The organism is Chryseobacillus diguaensis, assembly GCF_049220665.1.
Classification (GTDB): domain Bacteria; phylum Bacillota; class Bacilli; order Bacillales; family Bacillaceae; genus Metabacillus_B.
Genome location: NZ_JBMKNV010000002.1, coordinates 225,846 through 244,441 on the forward strand (window position 1 = coordinate 225,846; position 18,596 = coordinate 244,441).

At 41.0% G+C, this 18,596-nt stretch carries 20 protein-coding genes; 17 read left to right on the forward strand and 3 right to left on the reverse strand.

What is annotated here, in order from left to right:
- Positions 1-32: 32 nt before the first annotated feature.
- Together ACOT8F_RS03930 and ACOT8F_RS03935 are read left to right on the forward strand one after the other, a co-directional pair.
- Positions 33-431, forward strand: coding sequence for a VOC family protein (locus ACOT8F_RS03930; protein WP_421650245.1), 399 nt, complete (start codon positions 33-35; stop codon positions 429-431).
- Positions 432-593: 162 nt separating this feature from the next.
- Entirely contained in the window at positions 594-1,607 is a 1,014-nt protein-coding gene (locus tag ACOT8F_RS03935) for a LacI family DNA-binding transcriptional regulator (protein ID WP_421650246.1), read from the forward strand.
- Between the two features lie 147 nt (positions 1,608-1,754).
- On the opposite strand, the gene yhfH is transcribed toward ACOT8F_RS03935, so the two are convergent.
- Entirely contained in the window at positions 1,755-1,889 is a 135-nt protein-coding gene (gene yhfH, locus ACOT8F_RS03940) for a protein YhfH (RefSeq protein ID WP_421650248.1), read from the reverse strand.
- 154 nt (positions 1,890-2,043) lie between these two features.
- Between yhfH and ACOT8F_RS03945 the strand changes: the two genes are divergently transcribed.
- The 11 genes from ACOT8F_RS03945 to aceA all read left to right on the forward strand — a co-directional run bounded on the left by ACOT8F_RS03945 (position 2,044) and on the right by aceA (position 14,822).
- Positions 2,044-2,781 (forward strand): MBL fold metallo-hydrolase, encoded by a 738-nt coding sequence (locus tag ACOT8F_RS03945; protein WP_421650249.1) that lies wholly within the window; start codon positions 2,044-2,046, stop codon positions 2,779-2,781.
- Between the two features lie 12 nt (positions 2,782-2,793).
- Positions 2,794-3,783, forward strand: a complete 990-nt coding sequence (gene lplA / locus ACOT8F_RS03950; protein WP_421650250.1) for a lipoate--protein ligase — start codon at positions 2,794-2,796, stop codon at positions 3,781-3,783.
- Positions 3,784-4,092: 309 nt separating this feature from the next.
- Positions 4,093-5,814 carry a pyruvate oxidase gene (locus ACOT8F_RS03955; RefSeq protein ID WP_421650251.1) on the forward strand — a complete coding sequence of 574 codons (1,722 nt, stop codon included), beginning with the start codon at positions 4,093-4,095 and terminating at the stop codon, positions 5,812-5,814.
- 319 nt (positions 5,815-6,133) lie between these two features.
- Complete coding sequence (locus ACOT8F_RS03960; protein WP_421650252.1) at positions 6,134-7,690, forward strand: fatty acid--CoA ligase family protein; 1,557 nt, start codon at positions 6,134-6,136, stop codon at positions 7,688-7,690.
- Between the two features lie 17 nt (positions 7,691-7,707).
- On the forward strand, positions 7,708-8,484 hold the full coding sequence (locus ACOT8F_RS03965) for an enoyl-CoA hydratase-related protein (RefSeq protein ID WP_421650253.1): 777 nt from the start codon (positions 7,708-7,710) through the stop codon (positions 8,482-8,484).
- 375 nt (positions 8,485-8,859) lie between these two features.
- On the forward strand, positions 8,860-9,411 hold the full coding sequence (locus ACOT8F_RS03970; protein WP_421650254.1) for a helix-turn-helix domain-containing protein: 552 nt from the start codon (positions 8,860-8,862) through the stop codon (positions 9,409-9,411).
- Positions 9,412-9,428: 17 nt separating this feature from the next.
- Positions 9,429-10,151 carry an AzlC family ABC transporter permease gene (locus ACOT8F_RS03975; protein WP_421650256.1) on the forward strand — a complete coding sequence of 241 codons (723 nt, stop codon included), beginning with the start codon at positions 9,429-9,431 and terminating at the stop codon, positions 10,149-10,151.
- Entirely contained in the window at positions 10,144-10,449 is a 306-nt protein-coding gene (locus ACOT8F_RS03980) for an AzlD domain-containing protein (RefSeq protein ID WP_421650257.1), read from the forward strand. The genes ACOT8F_RS03975 and ACOT8F_RS03980 overlap by 8 nt, the downstream gene beginning before the upstream one ends.
- A gap of 62 nt (positions 10,450-10,511) precedes the next feature.
- Positions 10,512-11,783: a M48 family metallopeptidase gene (locus ACOT8F_RS03985; RefSeq protein ID WP_421650258.1), complete on the forward strand. Its 1,272-nt coding sequence runs from the start codon at positions 10,512-10,514 to the stop codon at positions 11,781-11,783.
- A gap of 144 nt (positions 11,784-11,927) precedes the next feature.
- On the forward strand, positions 11,928-13,520 hold the full coding sequence (gene aceB / locus ACOT8F_RS03990) for a malate synthase A (RefSeq protein ID WP_421650259.1): 1,593 nt from the start codon (positions 11,928-11,930) through the stop codon (positions 13,518-13,520).
- Positions 13,521-13,541: 21 nt separating this feature from the next.
- Positions 13,542-14,822: an isocitrate lyase gene (gene aceA / locus ACOT8F_RS03995; RefSeq protein WP_421650483.1), complete on the forward strand. Its 1,281-nt coding sequence runs from the start codon at positions 13,542-13,544 to the stop codon at positions 14,820-14,822.
- A 416-nt stretch (positions 14,823-15,238) separates the two neighbouring features.
- Here aceA and ACOT8F_RS04000 read toward each other — a convergent pair whose 3' ends face one another.
- Entirely contained in the window at positions 15,239-15,472 is a 234-nt protein-coding gene (locus tag ACOT8F_RS04000) for an IDEAL domain-containing protein (protein ID WP_421650260.1), read from the reverse strand.
- Positions 15,473-15,739: 267 nt separating this feature from the next.
- On the opposite strand from ACOT8F_RS04000, the gene ACOT8F_RS04005 reads away from it, so the two are divergent.
- The 3 genes from ACOT8F_RS04005 (at position 15,740) to ACOT8F_RS04015 (ending at position 17,289) form a co-directional block, all read left to right on the forward strand.
- Entirely contained in the window at positions 15,740-16,033 is a 294-nt protein-coding gene (locus ACOT8F_RS04005) for a hypothetical protein (RefSeq protein ID WP_421650262.1), read from the forward strand.
- 52 nt (positions 16,034-16,085) lie between these two features.
- The gene (locus tag ACOT8F_RS04010) at positions 16,086-16,571 is read left to right on the forward strand and encodes a hypothetical protein (protein WP_421650263.1); all 486 of its coding nucleotides are present in this window, start codon (positions 16,086-16,088) and stop codon (positions 16,569-16,571) included.
- 145 nt (positions 16,572-16,716) lie between these two features.
- The gene (locus tag ACOT8F_RS04015) at positions 16,717-17,289 is read left to right on the forward strand and encodes a competence protein ComK (protein ID WP_421650264.1); all 573 of its coding nucleotides are present in this window, start codon (positions 16,717-16,719) and stop codon (positions 17,287-17,289) included.
- On the opposite strand, the gene ACOT8F_RS04020 is transcribed toward ACOT8F_RS04015, so the two are convergent.
- Positions 17,276-17,653 (reverse strand): YhjD family protein, encoded by a 378-nt coding sequence (locus tag ACOT8F_RS04020; protein WP_421650265.1) that lies wholly within the window; start codon positions 17,651-17,653, stop codon positions 17,276-17,278. The genes ACOT8F_RS04015 and ACOT8F_RS04020 overlap by 14 nt on opposite strands.
- 241 nt (positions 17,654-17,894) lie before the next feature.
- Here ACOT8F_RS04020 and ACOT8F_RS04025 point away from each other — a divergent pair, with 241 nt between their 5' ends.
- Positions 17,895-18,512, forward strand: coding sequence for a TVP38/TMEM64 family protein (locus ACOT8F_RS04025; protein ID WP_421650266.1), 618 nt, complete (start codon positions 17,895-17,897; stop codon positions 18,510-18,512).
- The last annotated feature ends 84 nt before the right edge of the window (positions 18,513-18,596 follow it).

The following is an 18,596-nucleotide window of genomic DNA, read 5'->3' on the forward strand; positions in this document are numbered from 1 at the left end:
TAACAAAGCCAACTTAATAAAAAGGAGCTTTGATGAATATGCCAAAGATTACACCATTTCTTATGTTTAACGGCCAAGCTGAAGAAGCGATGAATTTTTATGTTGCGATTTTCAGTAATTCAGAAATTAAGAGCATGAAACAATTCGGTGCTAATGAAGCTGGGGCAGAGGGTTCTGTCATGACTGCCTCCTTTTCATTAAATGGACATGAATATATGTGTATGGATTCGAGTGTTAAGCATGAATTTACCTTTACTCCTTCTCTATCACTTCATGTTTCTTGTGAAACAGAAGAGGAAATAGATCACGTTTTTGAAAAGTTATCTCAGGATGGCAATATTTTAATGCCGCTTTCAGCCTGCACCTTCAGCAAAAAATTTGGCTGGACCCAAGATAAATATGGCGTGTCATGGCAGCTGGCCCTTGTTTGATATAAATGGCAAAGACTTGAAGCCATTATTTGTCCATAATAGAAGATTTAACTGCATGGCATGAAAAAAACTTGAAAAAACAGTATTGAAAGCCCTTACATAGTTTCGTATAATTTTAGATAAGACGTTTAAGCGTGCGACTTTCAGGTGAGGGGGAAAAGCATGACAACGATTGAAGATGTTGCAAGGCTGGCCGGATTGTCTAGAACAACGGTTTCCAGGGTTATTAACAACCATCCATATGTCAGCAAAACGAAGAAAAAGCTCGTACTGGAAGCGATGGAAGAGCTTGGGTATGTTCCTAATTCTGCTGCGAGAAGCCTTCGCAATCAAAGGACTGGTGTTATTGCCGTCTTTATACCGCGCGTCATGAATCCTTTTTTCAGCCAGCTCATCGAAATTCTGGAAATGGCAGCTTCAGAGAAAGAGTATCAATTAATAGTTTGCCAGACTCTATATTCCAAGACAAAGGAACTGGCCTATCTAAATCTGCTGAAAACAAGACAGGTAGATGGAGTTATTATGACCTCCATGTCAAATTCATGGGAAATCATTCAGCCGTTTCTTGATTACGGACCGATTGTTCTTTGCAATGAATACGAGGATCAGGCAACTGTTCCAATGATTTATATTGATCAGTATGAAGCAGGTTATTTAGCGACAAAGCATCTTATCGATCAAGGACATGAGAAAATTGCCTATTGCTGCGGCAGATATGCAAGCAATGTGGCAGCAGCAAGAGAGAAGGGCTTCAAAAAGGCCTTGCAGGATGCACGCCTTCCTTTTTTGGAAGAATACGCCTTCCGCACAGCGTTTCAATGCTCCGACGGAAAACAGGTTTTTGAAAAAATTCAGTACATGGAAGAAAAGCCGACTGCTATTTTCACCGGTTCTGATGAACTTGCCGCTGGAATTATTGCTGAAGCAAAGAAAAGCGGCTGGAGCATTCCGGAAGACCTTGCCGTTATAGGCTTTGATAACCAAAAGATCACAGAGCTTATGGATCCGATGATTACGACGGTTCATCAGCCTCTTGAAGAGATGGGCAATAAAACCTTAAGTGTTATGATGGAAAAAATTCATTCGAAAAATTACGCCAGAAAAGAAATTCATCAATTTTATATTGATTTGATCGTGAGGGAGTCAACGGTTTCAAGAAATTTGATTTCTCTATAAATGGTCTTTTTTTTCAACACACATGGGATGCAGTAGCTGCCCATGTGTTTTTGTTGCTTTTATAAGTGAAAAAAGAACACCCTATTTGAAATCAGGGAGTTCTCAATATAACTGTTATGAAACAGGTTCATTCTATTAGTCTTAATCCTACAGCTGAGTGACTTTTAAACACTTATTGCAAGTATTTCCATAGCATTCGTGCTGTTCTTCCATCTCGTGGCCGCATTCCAAACACTTCTTGCGAGGTAAATTTCTGAAAAATTCAGTCAATTTTACAATCATGTGATCCCCTCCGTGTTTTTTATTTGTTTATATTGTATTATAACAGATAAGAATACGTCAATGGCTGTTTTGTAACAAAGTTAAAAAACATACACAAACCAGGGTGAAATGGGTATATTGAAGTAAGAATACTGAAAAGAGGGTGAAAAGCAAAATGAAGCTTACTGTAGCAGGCTTTTGGAGCGGTTTTCCAGCAGCAAATGAAGCAACGTCCGGTTACTTGCTGGAATCAGCTGGAAGTCGTCTGCTGATCGACTGCGGAAGTGCAGTTGTATCGCAAATACAAAACTATGTTTCCATTCAAGATCTGGATGCAGTTATTTTGTCTCATTATCATTTTGATCACGCAGCCGATATCGGTCCATTGCAGTATGCAAATCTTATAACAGGGCTATTGCAGGAGAAAAGTAAGACTTTGCCGATTTATGGACATCCTTATGATGAGGAAGAGTTTAATAAACTGACTTATAAAAAAGTGACAGAGGGTATTGCCTATGATCCAAATCAGGAGCTTTTGATCGGTCCTTTTACAATCCGTTTTCTGAAAACCATACACCCTGTTGAATGCTTCGCGATGTCTATTACAGATGGAACCCATAAGCTTGTTTATACAGCTGATTCAAGCTATCAGGATGCGTTCATTCCTTTTTCTGAGGGAGCGGATCTGCTGATTTCAGAATGCAGTTTTTACGAGGGGCAGGATGGAACGGGTCCAGGGCACTTAACTAGTATTGAAGCAGGGACCGTTGCACAAAGAGCGGGTGTTAAGAAATTGCTTTTATCTCATCTGCCGCATTTCGGCAATCATTCTGATTTAAAAATTCAGGCAGAATCTGTCTATGTCGGGCAAGTAAGCTTAGCCAAAAGCGGGTTTACATGGACAGGTGCTTAAGGAGGAAACAATGTGCTTTTTATTGACAATAAAGGAATAACAGATCCGCAAATTAACTTGGCTATAGAAGAATATTGCTTGCGTTACTTGGATCCTGAACAGCCCTATTTGCTTTTTTACATAAATTCACCTTCTATTATCATCGGGAAAAATCAAAATACGGTTGAGGAAATCAATACGAAGTACGTGGAGGAAAACGGCATAACCGTAGTCAGAAGGCTTTCCGGAGGCGGAGCGGTTTATCACGATCTCGGAAACTTAAATTTCAGCTTTATTTTTAAAGATGACGGCGATAGTTTTCATAACTTTTTAAAATTCACAGAGCCTGTAATCAAAGCATTGAAAAGGCTTGGAGTTAATGCCGAACTAAGCGGCAGAAATGATATTTTGGCAGACGGAAGAAAAATATCAGGAAATGCCCAGTTTGCCACTAAAGGCAGAATTTTTAGCCACGGAACCCTCCTTTTTGATACGGAAATGGAAAACGTCGTAAATGCGCTGAATGTGAAAAAAGATAAAATTGAATCCAAAGGAATCAAATCCATCCGCAATCGTATAGCCAACATCAGTGAGTTTTTAAAAGAGAAAATTACGATTGAGGAGTTCAGGGAGCTTATTTTGAAATTCATTTTTGATACAGACGGGGACATCCCTCAATATATCCTCACTGACGATGATTGGAAAAAGATTCATGAAATTTCTAAAGAGCGTTATCAAAACTGGGATTGGAATTACGGGAAATCGCCGAAATTTAACCTTCAGCACTCGCATCGCTTTTCTGCAGGACAAGTTGATATCAGGCTTGAAGTGAACAAAGGTATCATTCATAACTGCAAAATTTACGGAGATTTCTTTGGAGTCGGAAATGTATCTGAAATTGAGGAAATGCTGTCAGGTGCACGGTATGAAAAAGCAGAGCTTGAAAAATTGTTCCGAAACGTTGATATTAAGCATTATTTCGGAAATATATCCAAAGACAAATTTATTGATTTGCTTTATTAATAAGGCTCTTTAAGCTATTTCTTTAGACCATAAGGATAGCCGCAATCTTCGCAAAAACAGCCACTAATAACGAGCGCGCAATCCTATAAAGGGAAGGCGCCTTTTTATTTGAAGTCCTTCTGATGTTTAATTTTTTTCAGAAAGGATATTTAAAAGGAAAAGGTTTTACATAGAGGCACTTTTCTTAAACTTTGTTGTTTTTTCATTCATTTAAGTGAATTTAAAGCAGGAATACAACTGTGAACTTTAAGAAAAGATTCCACGAAGCTGATCTTGATAAGTGTTCACATAGAAAAAGGGGATGACGAGATGTTTGATAAACGTGCTGGAGCTGTTGTAGCCGATCTTTTGGCTCAATGGGAAATTGACCATATATATGGACTGCCTGGTGATTCCATTAATGAATTAGTTGAGGATTTACGGAAGCATCAGGAAAAAATTCGTTTTATCCAAGTCAGACACGAAGAGGTAGCAGCTCTTTCTGCTGCAGCCTATGCAAAGCTAACAGGAAAAATAGGAGTTTGTCTTTCTATTGCAGGGCCTGGAGCCATCCATCTTCTGAATGGGTTGTATGATGCTAAAGCAGACGGAGCTCCTGTATTGGTTTTTGCAGGCCAAGTACAAAGCACTCAAGTCGGCACAGATGCTTTTCAGGAAGTGAATCTTGAGAGAATGTTTGATGATGTAGCTGTATTTAACAAGCAGGTTCAGTCGCATGAACAGCTTCCGGATCTGGTCAATCAGGCTATCCGAACTGCTTATGCAGAAAATGGGGTAGCCGTTCTTACTGTTCCGGATGATTTGTTTGCGGAAAAAGGGAAGTGGGATCAGCCGCTGACCTCTGATGTTTATTCAAGAACAGAGCCTGCAACAGATCCAAGGGAGCTAAAGGTTGCTTTACAGCTCATCCAAGAAGCAAAAAAACCAGTGATTCTCGCCGGAAAAGGTGCTCTGCATGCGAAAAGGGAGTTAAAGCTGTTTGCTGAAAAAATCGGTGCTCCGGTCATTGCCACACTTCCAGCGAAAGGTGTCATTCCTGATGAAGATCCTTACAATCTTGGCCATGTAGGCCAGATCGGGACGAAACCTGCTTATGAGGCGATGAAAGATACGGATTTATTGTTTATGATCGGAACCTCGTTTCCGTACCGTGAATTTTTGCCTGAAAAAGCAAAAGCCATCCAGGTTGACCGGCTTACAAGCCGCATCGGGAAACGATACCCTGTAACAGCTGGTATTAATGGGGATACAAAGGATATCCTGGATCAGCTTTTGGATATTGTTCCAGTTAATGATGACCGTTCCTTTTTGGAAAGATGTCAAAAAGGAATGGAGAAATGGCGGAAGGATCTTGAAATAGATATGGAAAAGGAGTCAGATATTATCATGCCTCCTCACGTGATGGCTGAAATTCAGAATGTGCTAGACGATGATGCCATTCTTTCCATTGATGTCGGGAATGTAACTGTCTGGTCTTCGCGCTATTTAAAATTCACCAATCAAAAAATGGTGATCTCAAGCTGGATGGCGACAATGGGTTGCGGTCTCCCTGGTGCAATCGCCGCAAAAGTTGCCTATCCGGACAAACAGGTAATAGCGATATGCGGTGATGGAGGCTTCTCAATGGTCATGCATGATTTCGTCACAGCTGTTCGAAATGGGCTCCAGATGGTTGTGGTCATATTGAATAATGAACAACTAGGCTTAATCAAATATGAACAGGCTGAAATGGGCCATCTTAATTACGGAACAGAAAATGCACCTGTTGACTTTGCCAAATTTGCAGATGCATGTGGAGGAACAGGCTATAAAGTGAAAACAAGAGAAGAATTCCATACTGCTTTAGGGAAAGCAGCAGAAGAGAAAAAGCCGGTCATCCTTGATGTCATGGTCAGAGAAGAACCGCCGCTGCCGGGTAAAATCACTTACCAGCAAGCAGTTAAATACAGCGAGTATCTTATTAAAAAAGCTTTTGAAGAAAAAAGCATTGAGCTGCCGCCGATCCAGAAGAGTCTTAAACGGATCTTTTAAATAGGGAAGGATGCCTTTGAGGGCATCTTTTTTGATTGGAGGAGATTTGGACAAAGGGTGAGAGCGCTCTGAAATTCTGGAGGCCGCTCATAAAAAGGTGTGAACGCTCTTAAAATCAGGTTTGCATTTTTAACGTTTGCTAAAACAGCCTTTTTGTTTCAAAAAAATGAAAAAACAGTTATCCTTAAAGAAAGTACATCTATCGTTCTTTTAGTGCACTTACACCTTGTAGAATCCATTTTCTTTCAATATAATATATTTAGAATTTTTTTAAATTTCAGATGAATGGGCATTCATTCATTTCCTAGGGGTGGGAGAATTGAATTTAAGTTCACGTTTAGCAGAAACAGGGGAAAAGTACAGGGATAAAGCTGCTTATTTTTTTGAAGGGGAACAAACAACGTATGGAGAATTAAATGAAATGGCAGATCGGTTTGCAGCAAGCCTTGTAGCCATGGGGATAGGCAAAGGGGATCATGTTGCACTTTTACTTGGAAACTCGCCGTATTTTGTTATTTCATTTTATGGTGCATTAAGAGCAGGGGCTTCCGTTATTCCGGTAAATCCGATTTATACACCAAGTGAAATCGCTTATATTTTGAACAACGGGGATGTAAAAGCAGTTGTGTCGCTTGATCTGTTTATTCCAATATTCGAGCAGCTGCATGCTACTTTACCGGTCCTTGAGCATATTATCGTTTGCGATACACCGCCAAGTGAGAAAAAAGCCGCTTTAGATCCTGGCAAATTAAACATAAACCCAAAAATGAAATCGTTTACAGGCTTGTCCACAAGAGGCATCGGAAATTTTACCGCACCAGAGCTGCTTGAAGATGATGTAGCAGTCATTTTATATACGTCAGGAACGACAGGCAATCCAAAAGGAGCAATGCTGACACATAAAAACCTTTATTGCAATGCGAACGACGTGGCATCTTATTTGAAAATCGGGGAAGAGGATAAAGTAATTACAGCACTGCCGATGTTCCATGTGTTCTGTATGACTGTGTCGCTGAATGCACCTTTAATGAGCGGCGGAACACTGCTGATTATGCCGAAGTTTAGCCCGGCGGAAGTATTCAGGCTTGCAAGAGAATACAAAGCTTCCGTTTTCGCAGGAGTTCCTACTATGTATAACTTTCTTTTCCAGACGCCTGATGGAAAGCCAGAAGATCTGCAAAGCTTCCGCCTCTGCATTTCAGGAGGAGCTTCCATGCCTGTTGCCCTTCTGAAAGGTTTTGAACAGAAGTTTAAAGTAGTCATTTCTGAAGGATATGGATTGTCTGAAGCCTCTCCAGTTACATGCTTTAACCCTCTCGACAGGCCAAGAAAGCCGGGTTCGATCGGAATGAGTATTCAAAACGTCGAGAATAAAGTCGTTAACGAACTTGGCGATGAAGTGCCGACGGGACAAGTAGGCGAGCTTGTTGTCAGAGGAGATAATGTGATGAAGGGCTATTATAAAATGCCTGAAGAAACAGCCCATACGATCCGGAATGGATGGTTATACACGGGAGATCTTGCAAGACAGGACGAAGAGGGCTATTTTTACATTGTCGACAGAAAAAAAGACATGATCATCGTTGGCGGGTTTAACGTCTATCCAAGAGAAATTGAAGAAGCGCTATATGAACATCCGGATATTGTGGAAGCGGCCGTATTCGGCATCCCTGATCCAAATTACGGCGAGTCAGTTAAATGCTTTGTCGTAACGAAAAATAAAGATCTGACAGAAGAAATGATTTTGGAATATTGCAGCGGAATCCTTGCAAAATATAAGGTTCCGAATTCCATTGAATTTTTGGATGAACTTCCGAAAAATACAACCGGGAAAATCTTGAGAAGAGCTTTAAAAGACCAGGTGATGCAAAAATAGAAGCGGGGGATAACAGAATGACTAATGTACTTTACACGGTAGAAAACTATACAGCTTTTCTTACAATAAACAGACCTGAATCCTTAAATTGCTTTAACTATGAAACATTAGAGCAGCTGGAGGAAATCGTTGAAGAAATCCGCAGCAATCGTGAAGTGCGAACGGTCATTATAACTGGTGCAGGCGAAAAAGCCTTCAGTGCAGGTGCTGATCTAAAGGAGAGAAAAACACTTACCGAACAGCAGGTAAAACGCAATCTCTATAAGATTGGCGAAGTATTCTTTAAAATCGAACAGCTGCCTCAGCCCGTTATTGCCGGGATTAACGGCTATGCTTTCGGCGGAGGAATGGAACTCGCTTTAGCATGTGATTTTCGCATTATGGGAGATCACGCCCAGATCGGACTAACAGAAACAAGTCTTGGCATTATTCCGGGAGCAGGAGGTACACAGCGTCTTCCTCGGCTCATTGGAGAAGCAAGAGCAATGGAACTGATTTTAACAGCAAGGCGTCTGAATGCCGAGGATGCTTTGAAATATGGCCTGGTTCTTGAAATCGTACCAGGTGATCAAGTGCTGGAAGTATGCAAAGAACTTGCAGAAGCGATCTCAAAAAATGGACCTGTTGCGGTCCAGCAAGCCAAGTTTGCTATTAAAAACGGTTTGAATGCTGATTTGCATACTGGACTTCAAATTGAGCGGAAAGCCTATGAAATAACGATCCCAACGGAAGACCGGGTAGAAGCACTGCAGGCTTTTAGTGAAAAAAGGAAGCCTGTTTTTAAAGGGAAATGATCGATCAAACTCTCTGGAGAGAATAGCTTCAGAGAGTTTTTTATCGTTTAGAAAATTGTAAAATCTGGGGATAGTGATTGTCCTTTTCTGCGGCGGTACAATGCTTTGGACGAAAAATAATCTCAAAGTGTAAGATCTGAACAATGGACGTGATACTGTCCAAACAAGCCATTTTACTGTCCAAGCACTGAATGAAAGCAGTGAATTATTATCAGGATGAAGCAACTGTTTAAAGTTCTTTTTTAATGATTTCATGAGTGCCATAAGGCTGCGGAAGCAGTTTTATTTATTTTATGTGAAAAATTCAGAATATTTATTGTTCAAAATATTAAACAAATGTATACTATTAAAAACAGAAAGGATACAGGAGGTTAAATGGAATCCATTCAAAAGCAAATCGGCCAGAACTTGAAAAGCATCCGGAAAATGAGAAGCCTTAGTCTTGATCAAGTTTCTGCTTTGACAGGGGTGAGCAAAGGCATGCTTTCTCAAGTTGAAAAGGGAGAAAGCAGTCCAACTGTCTCTACTTTATGGAAAATTGCAAATGGGCTCGAGGTTTCTTTCTCTTCACTCGTTGAAGAAGAAGGAACAGATTTTTCAGTAGTAAGGCGTTCAGAAAAGACTGCTGTGACAGAGCATCATGACCTTTATCATGTGATTTCGTATTTTCCATTTGATAAATCCAAAAAGTTTGAAATCTATCAAATGGAGTTACTCCCAGGTTGCAGCCATCTTTCAGAAAGGCATCATGGCGGAGCGGAAGAATACATTATGGTCAGTGAAGGCAAGGTAAAAATAACAATCGGAAAAGAGACGATACTGCTCGGAAAAGGAGATGCAGTAAAGTTTAAGGCTATTCAGGAGCACCTTTATGAGAACGCTTTTAACACTCCTGCAAGCTGCTTTCTATTAATCTATTACCCATAAGAAAGGGAGAGAGGAAATTGGCTGAAAGTTCCACCATCATAAGAGAATCGACATTTCTTGAAGGGCTGCAGGCAGGGATCAGCATCGCTATCGGGTATATGCCAGTTGCTTTAACCTTTGGTTTATTAGCAAAAGCTTCAGGTCTCTCTGCCGGAGAAACAATGATGATGAGCTTGCTTGTTTTTGCGGGCGCTTCTCAATACATTGCCATTAACATGATTGCGGTTGGCACAGGGGCTGCCGAAATTATTTTCACTACGTTTATCGTAAACATTCGCCATTTTCTCATGTCTGCATCTTTAAATGAAAAGGCAGATGAGGACCCAGCGTGGAAAAAAGTGATTTATTCTTTTGGTATTACAGATGAAACCTTTTCGGTTGCTTCGCTGAAACATAGTACTGTCTCAAGCGGCTATTTATTTGGTTTAATGGGTATTTCGTATTCCAGCTGGGTCATTAATTCAGGACTTGGCCACTTTGCAGGCAGTCTGCTGCCGCAAAATCTGCAGGACAGCATGTCAATTGCCTTGTATGCGATGTTCATCGGGCTGCTTGTCCCGTCAATAAAAGGTCAGAAAAAAGTCGCCATTCTCGCAGGAACTGCAGCACTCTCCAGCACTGTGCTGACTTATTCAAAATTACTCACGGGCGGCTGGGCCATTATTTTGTCTACACTCGTTTCTGCTGTCCTGATTGAGCTTCTTATGCCGGAAAAAAAGCGGGGGATACAGGATGAATAATGAGGTTATACTGCTGATACTTGGCATGGCCTTAGTCACTTATATTCCAAGAATGGTGCCGATTGTAATCCTTAGCAAGCTTACTCTTCCGCCATTCATCCAGAATGTTTTAAAGAATGTTCCATTCGCTATTCTTGGGGCATTGATTATTCCGGGTATTTTTCAGACACAGGGAGGCATATGGTTTGGTGTAATTGGCGCCCTGACCGCTTTTATTGCGGCATACTTAGGAGCAAATGTAATCATAGTAGTCTTTTCTGCTATTCTGTCACTTGTTGTATATGGAATGATTACATAAAGTTCTAATCAAGCCAGCTTTGAATTAAACTATAGAGAGAGCTTGTTCAAGGGGGCAAAGCTATGCGAAGATGGCTGACGGGAGCCGTGCTCGTTTACTTTTTGTACGGCCTGTTTATGTACTGGTATATTTTCATGGGAGCTGACGGATCGCTTCCAAAGCAGCTGGAAGGAACACCGGCTGATCCTGCTGCGTTTATGAATGGCAGAGAACTCATGCTCACAAATGAGTATTCTAAAATCAAGGATTTTCTTTTCTTGGTCACTGTGCCATTTAAATGGTTTCTCTACTTTGTTGTACTCATAACCGGTTTATCAAGGAAAATGCAAAAGTGGGCAGAAGGAACATCCAAATTTTCGGTTGTACAGACAGCCATCTACCTTTTTGGGCTGTCACTTATCGTAACAGTGATCTCCCTTCCGGTTGATTATATTGGTTACAAAGTATCCTTGACCTATCATATTTCAACCCAGAGCCTGACTGGCTGGCTAAAGGATCACGTCACTGATTTTTGGGTAAATTATGCTATGATGCTTATTCTTGCAGGAGTGCTTCTCTTCCTGATCAGGAAATTTGAAAAGCGCTGGTGGCTCTATGCCTGGCTGCTTTCCATTCCATTTACGCTATTTCTGATGTTCATTCAGCCTGTGATCATTGATCCGCTCTATAACCACTTTTATCCGCTGACCAATAAACAGCTTGAATCGAAAATCCTGAATCTTGCTAAAAACGCCAACATACCTGCTGAGCATGTTTATGAAGTCAATATGTCCGAAAAAACGAATTCAATGAACGCCTATGTTACAGGGATTGGATCAAATTCACGAATTGTTCTCTGGGACACCACCTTGAAAAAACTGAAAGAAGATGAAATTCTGTTTATCATGGCACATGAAATGGGCCATTACGTGATGCACCATATTTACATCGGAATCGCTGTGTATCTGGCACTATCCTTTGTGGGGCTATACCTTGTACAGCAGCTTATGATGTGGCTTGTCAGAAGGAGAGGCAAGCTTTTAAAGCTTCAATCTGTCAATGAAATTGCAGCACTTCCGCTGTTTCTTTTGCTTATTGGTTTTCTGACCTTTGCCTCAAGTCCTTTAACCAATATGATTTCGCGCATGCAGGAAAAATCGGCTGATCTTTATGCGATTAGCAAAACAGGAAATCACGCCGCTGCCGTAAGAACCTTTCAAGAGCTTTCAAAAAATGGGCTAAGCCAGGTAAATCCGCCGGAGCTCGTTAAAATACTGCGCTACAATCATCCAACCATGTCAGAAAGAATTTTATACCTTGAAGATACAAACAGTCATTTAGGAGAGGGGAAATAACCCTCTCTTTTTTGTGTTGTAAAACAGTCTAATAAAATATTTTCGGAAAATTATAAAAATGTTCTTCACAAACAAGAAATTCTGTTATATATTAATATCAAGTTTTGTAAAGCTGTATTATAACAATTTAGGAGAGGTGATTCAGTGGCTATACAAGTGAAGGGGCTTCAGGTAATAACAGATGAGAACCAAAGTTACAACGAAATCTTAACTCCAGAGGCATTAGCTTTTATTGAAAAATTAGAACGAACCTTTGGGCAGAGAAGAAGGGATCTCCTTGAGCAGAGAAAAATAAGACAGCAGGAAATTGATGAAGGAAAACTTCCTGATTTCTTAAAAGAAACGGAAGAAATCAGAAACAGTGACTGGACTGTGTCGGAACTTCCTCAAGATCTTTTGGACAGAAGAGTGGAGATTACGGGTCCGGTAGACAGAAAAATGATCATTAATGCCCTAAATTCAGGGGCTAACGTATTTATGGCCGATTTTGAAGATGCGACAACACCGTTATGGTCCAACCTTTTGGATGGTCAAAAGAATTTAAAAGATGCTGTAAGAAAAACAATTTCACTAAAGCAGAATGATAAAGTTTATGAACTAAAAGAAAAGACAGCTGTTTTAAAAGTGCGTCCGAGAGGCTGGCACTTGGAAGAAAAGCATGTCCTTGTTGATGGAAAGCGAATGTCAGGCAGTCTGTTTGATTTCGGGTTGTACTTTTTTCATAATGCGAAACAGCTGATGGCTGATGGGAGCGGTCCTTACTTTTACTTGCCGAAGCTTGAAAGCCACAAGGAAGCACGTCTCTGGAAGGAGGTCTTTTGTTTCGCAGAAGATGAGCTCTCCCTTTCGAGAGGAACCATCAAAGCAACTGTACTAATTGAGACAATAACAGCAGCCTTCGAAATGGACGAAATTCTGTATGAATTAAAACAGCACTCAGCCGGATTAAACTGCGGCAGGTGGGATTATATTTTCAGCTATATAAAAAAGCTGAAAAATCAAGAAAGTGTGATCCTGCCAGACAGGTCCCAAGTTACGATGACCGTGCCTTTCATGCGCGCGTACTCCCAGCTTGTTATTAAGACATGCCATAAGCGGAATGTTCACGCGATTGGCGGAATGGCCGCCCAAATTCCGGTGAAAGGAAATGAGGAAGCAAACGCTGAAGCTTTTGAAAAAGTGAGAGCTGATAAAACGCGTGAAGCAAGAGACGGGCATGACGGAACATGGGTAGCTCATCCGGCACTTGTCTCAGTTGCGAAAAAAGTTTTTGATCACTTATTGAGAAATGAGCCAAATCAAATTTCGAAAAAAAGAGAAGATGTCACGTCTGATGCAGGAGACCTCCTCGCTGTGCCAGATGGCACGATCACAGAGCAGGGTTTAAGAATGAATATTGATGTGGGCATCCGGTATCTGGCGTTTTGGCTCAGCGGAAAAGGGGCAGCTCCCATACACAATCTAATGGAGGATGCGGCTACTGCAGAAATTTCACGTGCCCAAGTATGGCAGTGGATCCGGCATCCAAAGGGAGTACTGGAAGATGGGCGGGAAATAACGTTTGAACTATATGAGAGATTAAGAGATGAAGAGGCAGAGAAGATTGAACTGGAGTATGGTAAGCCGATGTTTACTGCTATGTGTTTTCCAAAAGCGATAAACGTCTTTGACAGGCTGGTAAAGCAGGAAGAGTTTGAAGACTTTTTAACATTGCCTTGCTATGAATCGGTGGAATAACTTTTGAAAGGGGAATTTATGATGAAATTAGAAAGAGCGCAGAGGCTGAAGGAAAGCTGGAATAACGAAAAGCGTTGGGAGGGTGTAACGCGTCCATTTGAAGCAGAGGCAGTTCTTCGTTTAAGAGGCTCGGTGGATATTGAACATACGCTTGCGAAAAAAGGTGCAGAGAAGCTTTGGGAATTGCTCCAGACAGAAGAATACATTCATGCTCTGGGAGCGCTGACTGGAAATCAGGCAGTCCAGCAGGTGAAAGCAGGATTAAAGGCGATTTATTTAAGCGGCTGGCAGGTTGCAGCTGATGCCAATTTATCCGGTCATATGTATCCGGATCAAAGTCTCTATCCTGCCAACAGCGTGCCAAGCGTCGTGAAACGAATTAACCAGGCTCTACAAAGGGCAGACCAGATTCAGCACATGGAGGGCGAGGGGGATATTGACTGGTTTGTTCCGATCATAGCGGATGCTGAAGCGGGATTTGGAGGCCAGCTCAATGTATTTGAACTGATGAAGGGAATGATAGAAGCGGGAGCAGCGGCTGTTCACTTTGAGGATCAGCTTTCCTCTGAAAAGAAATGCGGCCATCTTGGCGGAAAAGTTTTGCTTCCGACCCAAACGGCTATCCGCAATCTGATCGCAGCAAGACTTGCCGCAGATGTGATGGGAACACCGACACTGATTGTTGCGAGGACGGATGCAGACGCAGCCGATTTGATTACAAGCGACATTGATCCTGCTGATCAGGAATTCATCACTGGCGAGCGGACACCTGAAGGATTCTATCGAACTAGATCAGGCATTGATCAAGCGATTGCAAGGGGTCTTTCTTATGCGCCATATGCCGACCTTGTCTGGTGTGAAACAAGTGAACCGAACCTGGAACAGGCAAAGAAATTTGCTGATGCCATTCACGAAAAATTTCCCGGAAAGCTTCTTGCCTATAACTGCTCGCCATCCTTTAACTGGAAAAAGAAACTGGACGACGAAACGATCGCAACATTCCAAAAAGAAATAGCAAAAATGGGCTATAAATTTCAATTCGTTACGCTTGCAGGCTTCCATGCTCTTAATCACAGCATGTTCGAGCTTGCCAGGAAATACCGTGATCATGGAATGGCTGCTTATTCTGAGCTTCAGCAGGCTGAATTCCAAAGCGAGATATATGGGTATACGGCTACAAGACATCAACGGGAGGTTGGAACAGGCTATTTTGATGAAGTTTCTCAGGTCATTACAGGGGGGACTTCCTCAACTGTAGCTCTGAAGAATTCAACAGAATCAGAGCAATTTATAAAGCTATAATAATAGAGCTGCCGGGAGCGATCCGGCAGCTCTATTTTCGTTTAGGATTATAAGATCTGGATTTGCGGATATTCGTTCGTGAATGTCCTTTCTGTAGCGGCCCAAAGCTTAGGACGAAAAAAGTCCCCAGTGAAAGATCAGCTACTGGGACTTGATTTAAGTTGTTTTAGAAATGGAATTAAATAGGAAAAGCAGTTTACAGTCCAAATAGCAGGTTTTACTGGCGAAACTAGGGTTCTAACGGGCGCAAACCGCCTCTTACTGTCCAAACAGGGCTTTTAACTGTCCGAACAAGCCATTTTACTGTCCAAGCCCTAAGGCCTGACTTGCTGCTGTATTCATTCAGAAAAACAAAATGAGCCACGGAACATTTCCATGGCTCTTGATCGGCTTAATAACAAATAATGAGAGATGAATTAAACCATTTGCTTTAATTCTGCATATCTCTTGGATAATTCCATAAATGAAGACTCGTTTCGTTCGGCAAGCGCATCGTCGATTTTCCCTTCCAGTTCGGCAAGTTCTCGCCGAATGGCTGCATCATCCAATATCATCTGGATATAAATATCCAAAACAGACGATTCAGTGTAATCCTTATTGGCTGTGTTTCGGGTTTTCATGATCTCTGCATATGATTTTTTATTTTTCATAAGATCACTCCTGATGCCTTTTTTTTATTATATGGATAAGGATGATGAAAATCAACCAAATATTTATAATTTTTAGATAATTGGTTGGGTTTTTCGGACGAACCCTTTAAAAACAAGGAAAAGCTAAGGATATTTTTCCTAATAAAAGAACTGGGGTTTTAGAAAATCTTGAGACGCTTGCTGAAAAATTGGGAAAATCTTATAATTGAAGTTTGATAGACTTCTGTGTAAATAAAGTGCTTTATAGAAAGGAAATGGAAAAGTGCAATGATCATTGAAGAGAGCTTTACTGAAGCGAAAACGGGGATGAAAGAGGATAACGAGGATTCCTTTGTTATAACGGATTCTTATATTGCTGTAATTGATGGAATGACCCCGAAGGACCGGACACTATATAACGGAGAATCTCCAGCTCAAATTGCAGCCGGCTTAATTAAGGAGGATCTGCTTATTTCCAAGGTTTCTTACATTCAGGGAAGCAGCTGTAACGTTAACGAATTGTCTAAGGTACTATTACATTCAAAACGAAATATTAGACGAGGTGACAGAATTTCCGCATAAAAGAATGGGGGCAAATCTGGTTATTCTTAGCCTTGATCTGGAAGAAATATGGATGATTGGAGACTGTCAATGTCTGATTGACGGGCAGCACATAACGAATGAAAAGCTCATCGATTCTTTGATGGCTAATATGCGTAATGATATCCTTCAATCCTATTTAAAAAAATATACGATCGAACAACTCATGGAAGAGGATCACAGCTGGAAGGATATTCAGCCATTTATGCTGAGGCAGTATTCTTTTCAAAACAGCCAGTTTGAGTCACCCCTTTCTTATGCAGTATGTGACGGCTTCAGTATTCATGAAAGCCAGCTGAAAAAAGTAAAGATTCAGAATGCAAAATCCATTGTTCTAGCCAGTGACGGATATCCTGAACTCGAAAATACCCTTGAAGCGACAGAGGAAAAGCTTCAGCTGTTTTTGAAAAATGATCCTCTCTGCTTTAGTATCTATAGGTCTGTTAAAGGATTGAAAAAGGGGAATATTTCATTTGATGACCGGACTTATGTGAAGGTTAATTTGGAAAGGCAGATTTAATACAGATTTGATGCTTAAAAACCCATTATGTTAATAAAACATCAATTTTTGTATATTTTATGTAAATTTGTAGATAAAAACCATCCTAAAGTGCTAGTCTGATCATGGTATATTTTACCTAATACTAGTAAAGGTGGTACAACCTATGGAAAACATCCAGCCAATTATTCTTGAAAGCTATGAAGCCAATCGACTGACAATGGCTATCCTGGCCACTACTGAAGAAGGTCGCTTGTATTCAACGGTCTTTGAGACAGACAGAAAAATGACGGTTAAAATGAAGCCGATGGAAATTGTAGAACGAAGCTGCAGATACTTCGGTTCAAGCTATATTGGCCGTAAAACGGGGACAAAGGATCTTTTGGGCATCACCCACAAACCGCCGATCGTTGTTGATGCGGCGAACTCCATTTATCTCTTTCCAACAACATCCTCAACAAGGCCTCAATGTTCTTGGATCTCCCATTATTATATCCATCAATATGAAGAAGCAGAGAGTGACAACACGCTGGTTACCTTTACAGACCGCAGAACGATAACTCTCCCCATTTCCGTTCATTCTTTTGAGAATCAAATGTACCGTACAGCTCAGCTCAGAACGGTCATATCTTCAAGAATTGAAGATGGTCCGCGTCAAATGAGTGCCTTTATGTTCCAAAAGGACCCGTCTTCTAAGTTACTTCAGGAGCAGCTGATCAGGGAGCTTAACCGTTATTAATAGAAGTATGGCTTGCTTTGAATAAGTACCCCTCCATAAGCTCGGCTACTCTGTTTCTAATCCGGGGATTGAAGTAATTGTGCTGTTCTTCAAAACCTTCATACAAGAAGGAGTAAAGGGTAAAAGCCTCATCGCTCTTTACTTTGCTCACTTGAATTTTTTGTTTTTTCAGCTGCACCTTGATCTGGTACAGATCTTTTTGAACAAGTTTAAGTGATTCCTCGACTAAGTGAAGGTAGGGCTGTTTGAGTTTAAATGGGCTTTGTTCAATAACGGAGATGTCCTTGTTCAGGACTGTCATTGTCATGGGAAGGTAGATGGATTTTTCGATGATGTCCCTCACATCTTCTGGTATTCTTGTCATGCTTCTGACCTCTTTCAATGTAGGATAAGACGCACAGCGGAGCATTTGCCCAGGGAGGTCTCCGCTGTGCGTTGCTTTTTTTTCTGATTTTTTATATAGTATACACAGAACGTTTGTTCTGCATCCATTTTAGTGCAGATTTTTGTTTTTTTCAACCCCAATTGATTCCAGTATCTCGATATTCACAGTTTGGCCTAAAACCTGTAGAATAAAAGAATAACCTGTAAATAAGGAGTGTCACATGGATTTACATGGCCTGCTTGATTCAATTACCTTGGAAAATATCATGGAAATTTTCAATAAATATAAGGCAATGGGCCCCGTTCTTGCGATAGGGCTTCCTATGCTGGAATCTTTTTTGCCGCTGCTGCCGCTCGTTTTGTTTATTGTGGCAAATGTTAATTCCTTCGGGCTCTTTCTGGGATTTATTCTTTCCTGGATAGGGGCATGTGCGGGTTCGATTTTAGTCTTTCTCATAGTCAGGAAGTTCGGACAAAAAAGAGTTTTCAACTTTTTAAGAAAGTATAAAAGCATTCAAAAAATGCTTTCGTGGTTTGAACATCGCGGCTTTGGACCTATCTTTCTGCTTTTGTGCTTTCCATTTACACCTTCAGCAGCAGTGAATGTTGTGGCAGGCCTTTCTAAAATAAGCATTGTGAATTTTGTCCTGGCCGTTCTAATGGGCAAGCTTGTGATGATCTTTATTGTCAGCTATACAGGACAGGATCTTCAGTCTCTCGTAACAAAACCGGAAAAACTCATTATTGCTCTTGCTGTTTTAGCGGTAATGTGGATTGTTGGCAAGATCGTTGAAAAGCGAATGCATCCAAAAAAACCGCATCCTGCAGATGAAAAATGATTTCATTTGTAACTGAATTTATATGCCAAAGACATATTTCAAAAGGATATGTCTTTTTCATAGGCTCGATTCTTTCTAATACTG

Excerpts from the sequence above, each read along its gene's own strand:
- ACOT8F_RS04025 (WP_421650266.1), top strand. The coding sequence starts at position 17,895 with ATGGATTTACATGGCCTGCTTGATTCAATTACCTTGGAAAATATCATG.
- ACOT8F_RS03955 (WP_421650251.1), top strand. The coding sequence starts at position 4,093 with ATGTTTGATAAACGTGCTGGAGCTGTTGTAGCCGATCTTTTGGCTCAA.
- ACOT8F_RS04005 (WP_421650262.1), top strand. The coding sequence starts at position 15,740 with ATGATCATTGAAGAGAGCTTTACTGAAGCGAAAACGGGGATGAAAGAG.
- aceA (WP_421650483.1), top strand. The coding sequence starts at position 13,542 with ATGAAATTAGAAAGAGCGCAGAGGCTGAAGGAAAGCTGGAATAACGAA.
- ACOT8F_RS03970 (WP_421650254.1), top strand. The coding sequence starts at position 8,860 with ATGGAATCCATTCAAAAGCAAATCGGCCAGAACTTGAAAAGCATCCGG.
- ACOT8F_RS03930 (WP_421650245.1), top strand. The coding sequence starts at position 33 with ATGAATATGCCAAAGATTACACCATTTCTTATGTTTAACGGCCAAGCT.
- yhfH (WP_421650248.1), bottom strand. The coding sequence starts at position 1,889 with ATGATTGTAAAATTGACTGAATTTTTCAGAAATTTACCTCGCAAGAAG.
- ACOT8F_RS04000 (WP_421650260.1), bottom strand. The coding sequence starts at position 15,472 with ATGAAAAATAAAAAATCATATGCAGAGATCATGAAAACCCGAAACACA.
- ACOT8F_RS04015 (WP_421650264.1), top strand. The coding sequence starts at position 16,717 with ATGGAAAACATCCAGCCAATTATTCTTGAAAGCTATGAAGCCAATCGA.
- ACOT8F_RS03935 (WP_421650246.1), top strand. The coding sequence starts at position 594 with ATGACAACGATTGAAGATGTTGCAAGGCTGGCCGGATTGTCTAGAACA.
- ACOT8F_RS03985 (WP_421650258.1), top strand. The coding sequence starts at position 10,512 with ATGCGAAGATGGCTGACGGGAGCCGTGCTCGTTTACTTTTTGTACGGC.
- ACOT8F_RS04010 (WP_421650263.1), top strand. The coding sequence starts at position 16,086 with ATGATTGGAGACTGTCAATGTCTGATTGACGGGCAGCACATAACGAAT.
- ACOT8F_RS04020 (WP_421650265.1), bottom strand. The coding sequence starts at position 17,653 with ATGACAAGAATACCAGAAGATGTGAGGGACATCATCGAAAAATCCATC.
- ACOT8F_RS03945 (WP_421650249.1), top strand. The coding sequence starts at position 2,044 with ATGAAGCTTACTGTAGCAGGCTTTTGGAGCGGTTTTCCAGCAGCAAAT.
- ACOT8F_RS03965 (WP_421650253.1), top strand. The coding sequence starts at position 7,708 with ATGACTAATGTACTTTACACGGTAGAAAACTATACAGCTTTTCTTACA.
- ACOT8F_RS03980 (WP_421650257.1), top strand. The coding sequence starts at position 10,144 with ATGAATAATGAGGTTATACTGCTGATACTTGGCATGGCCTTAGTCACT.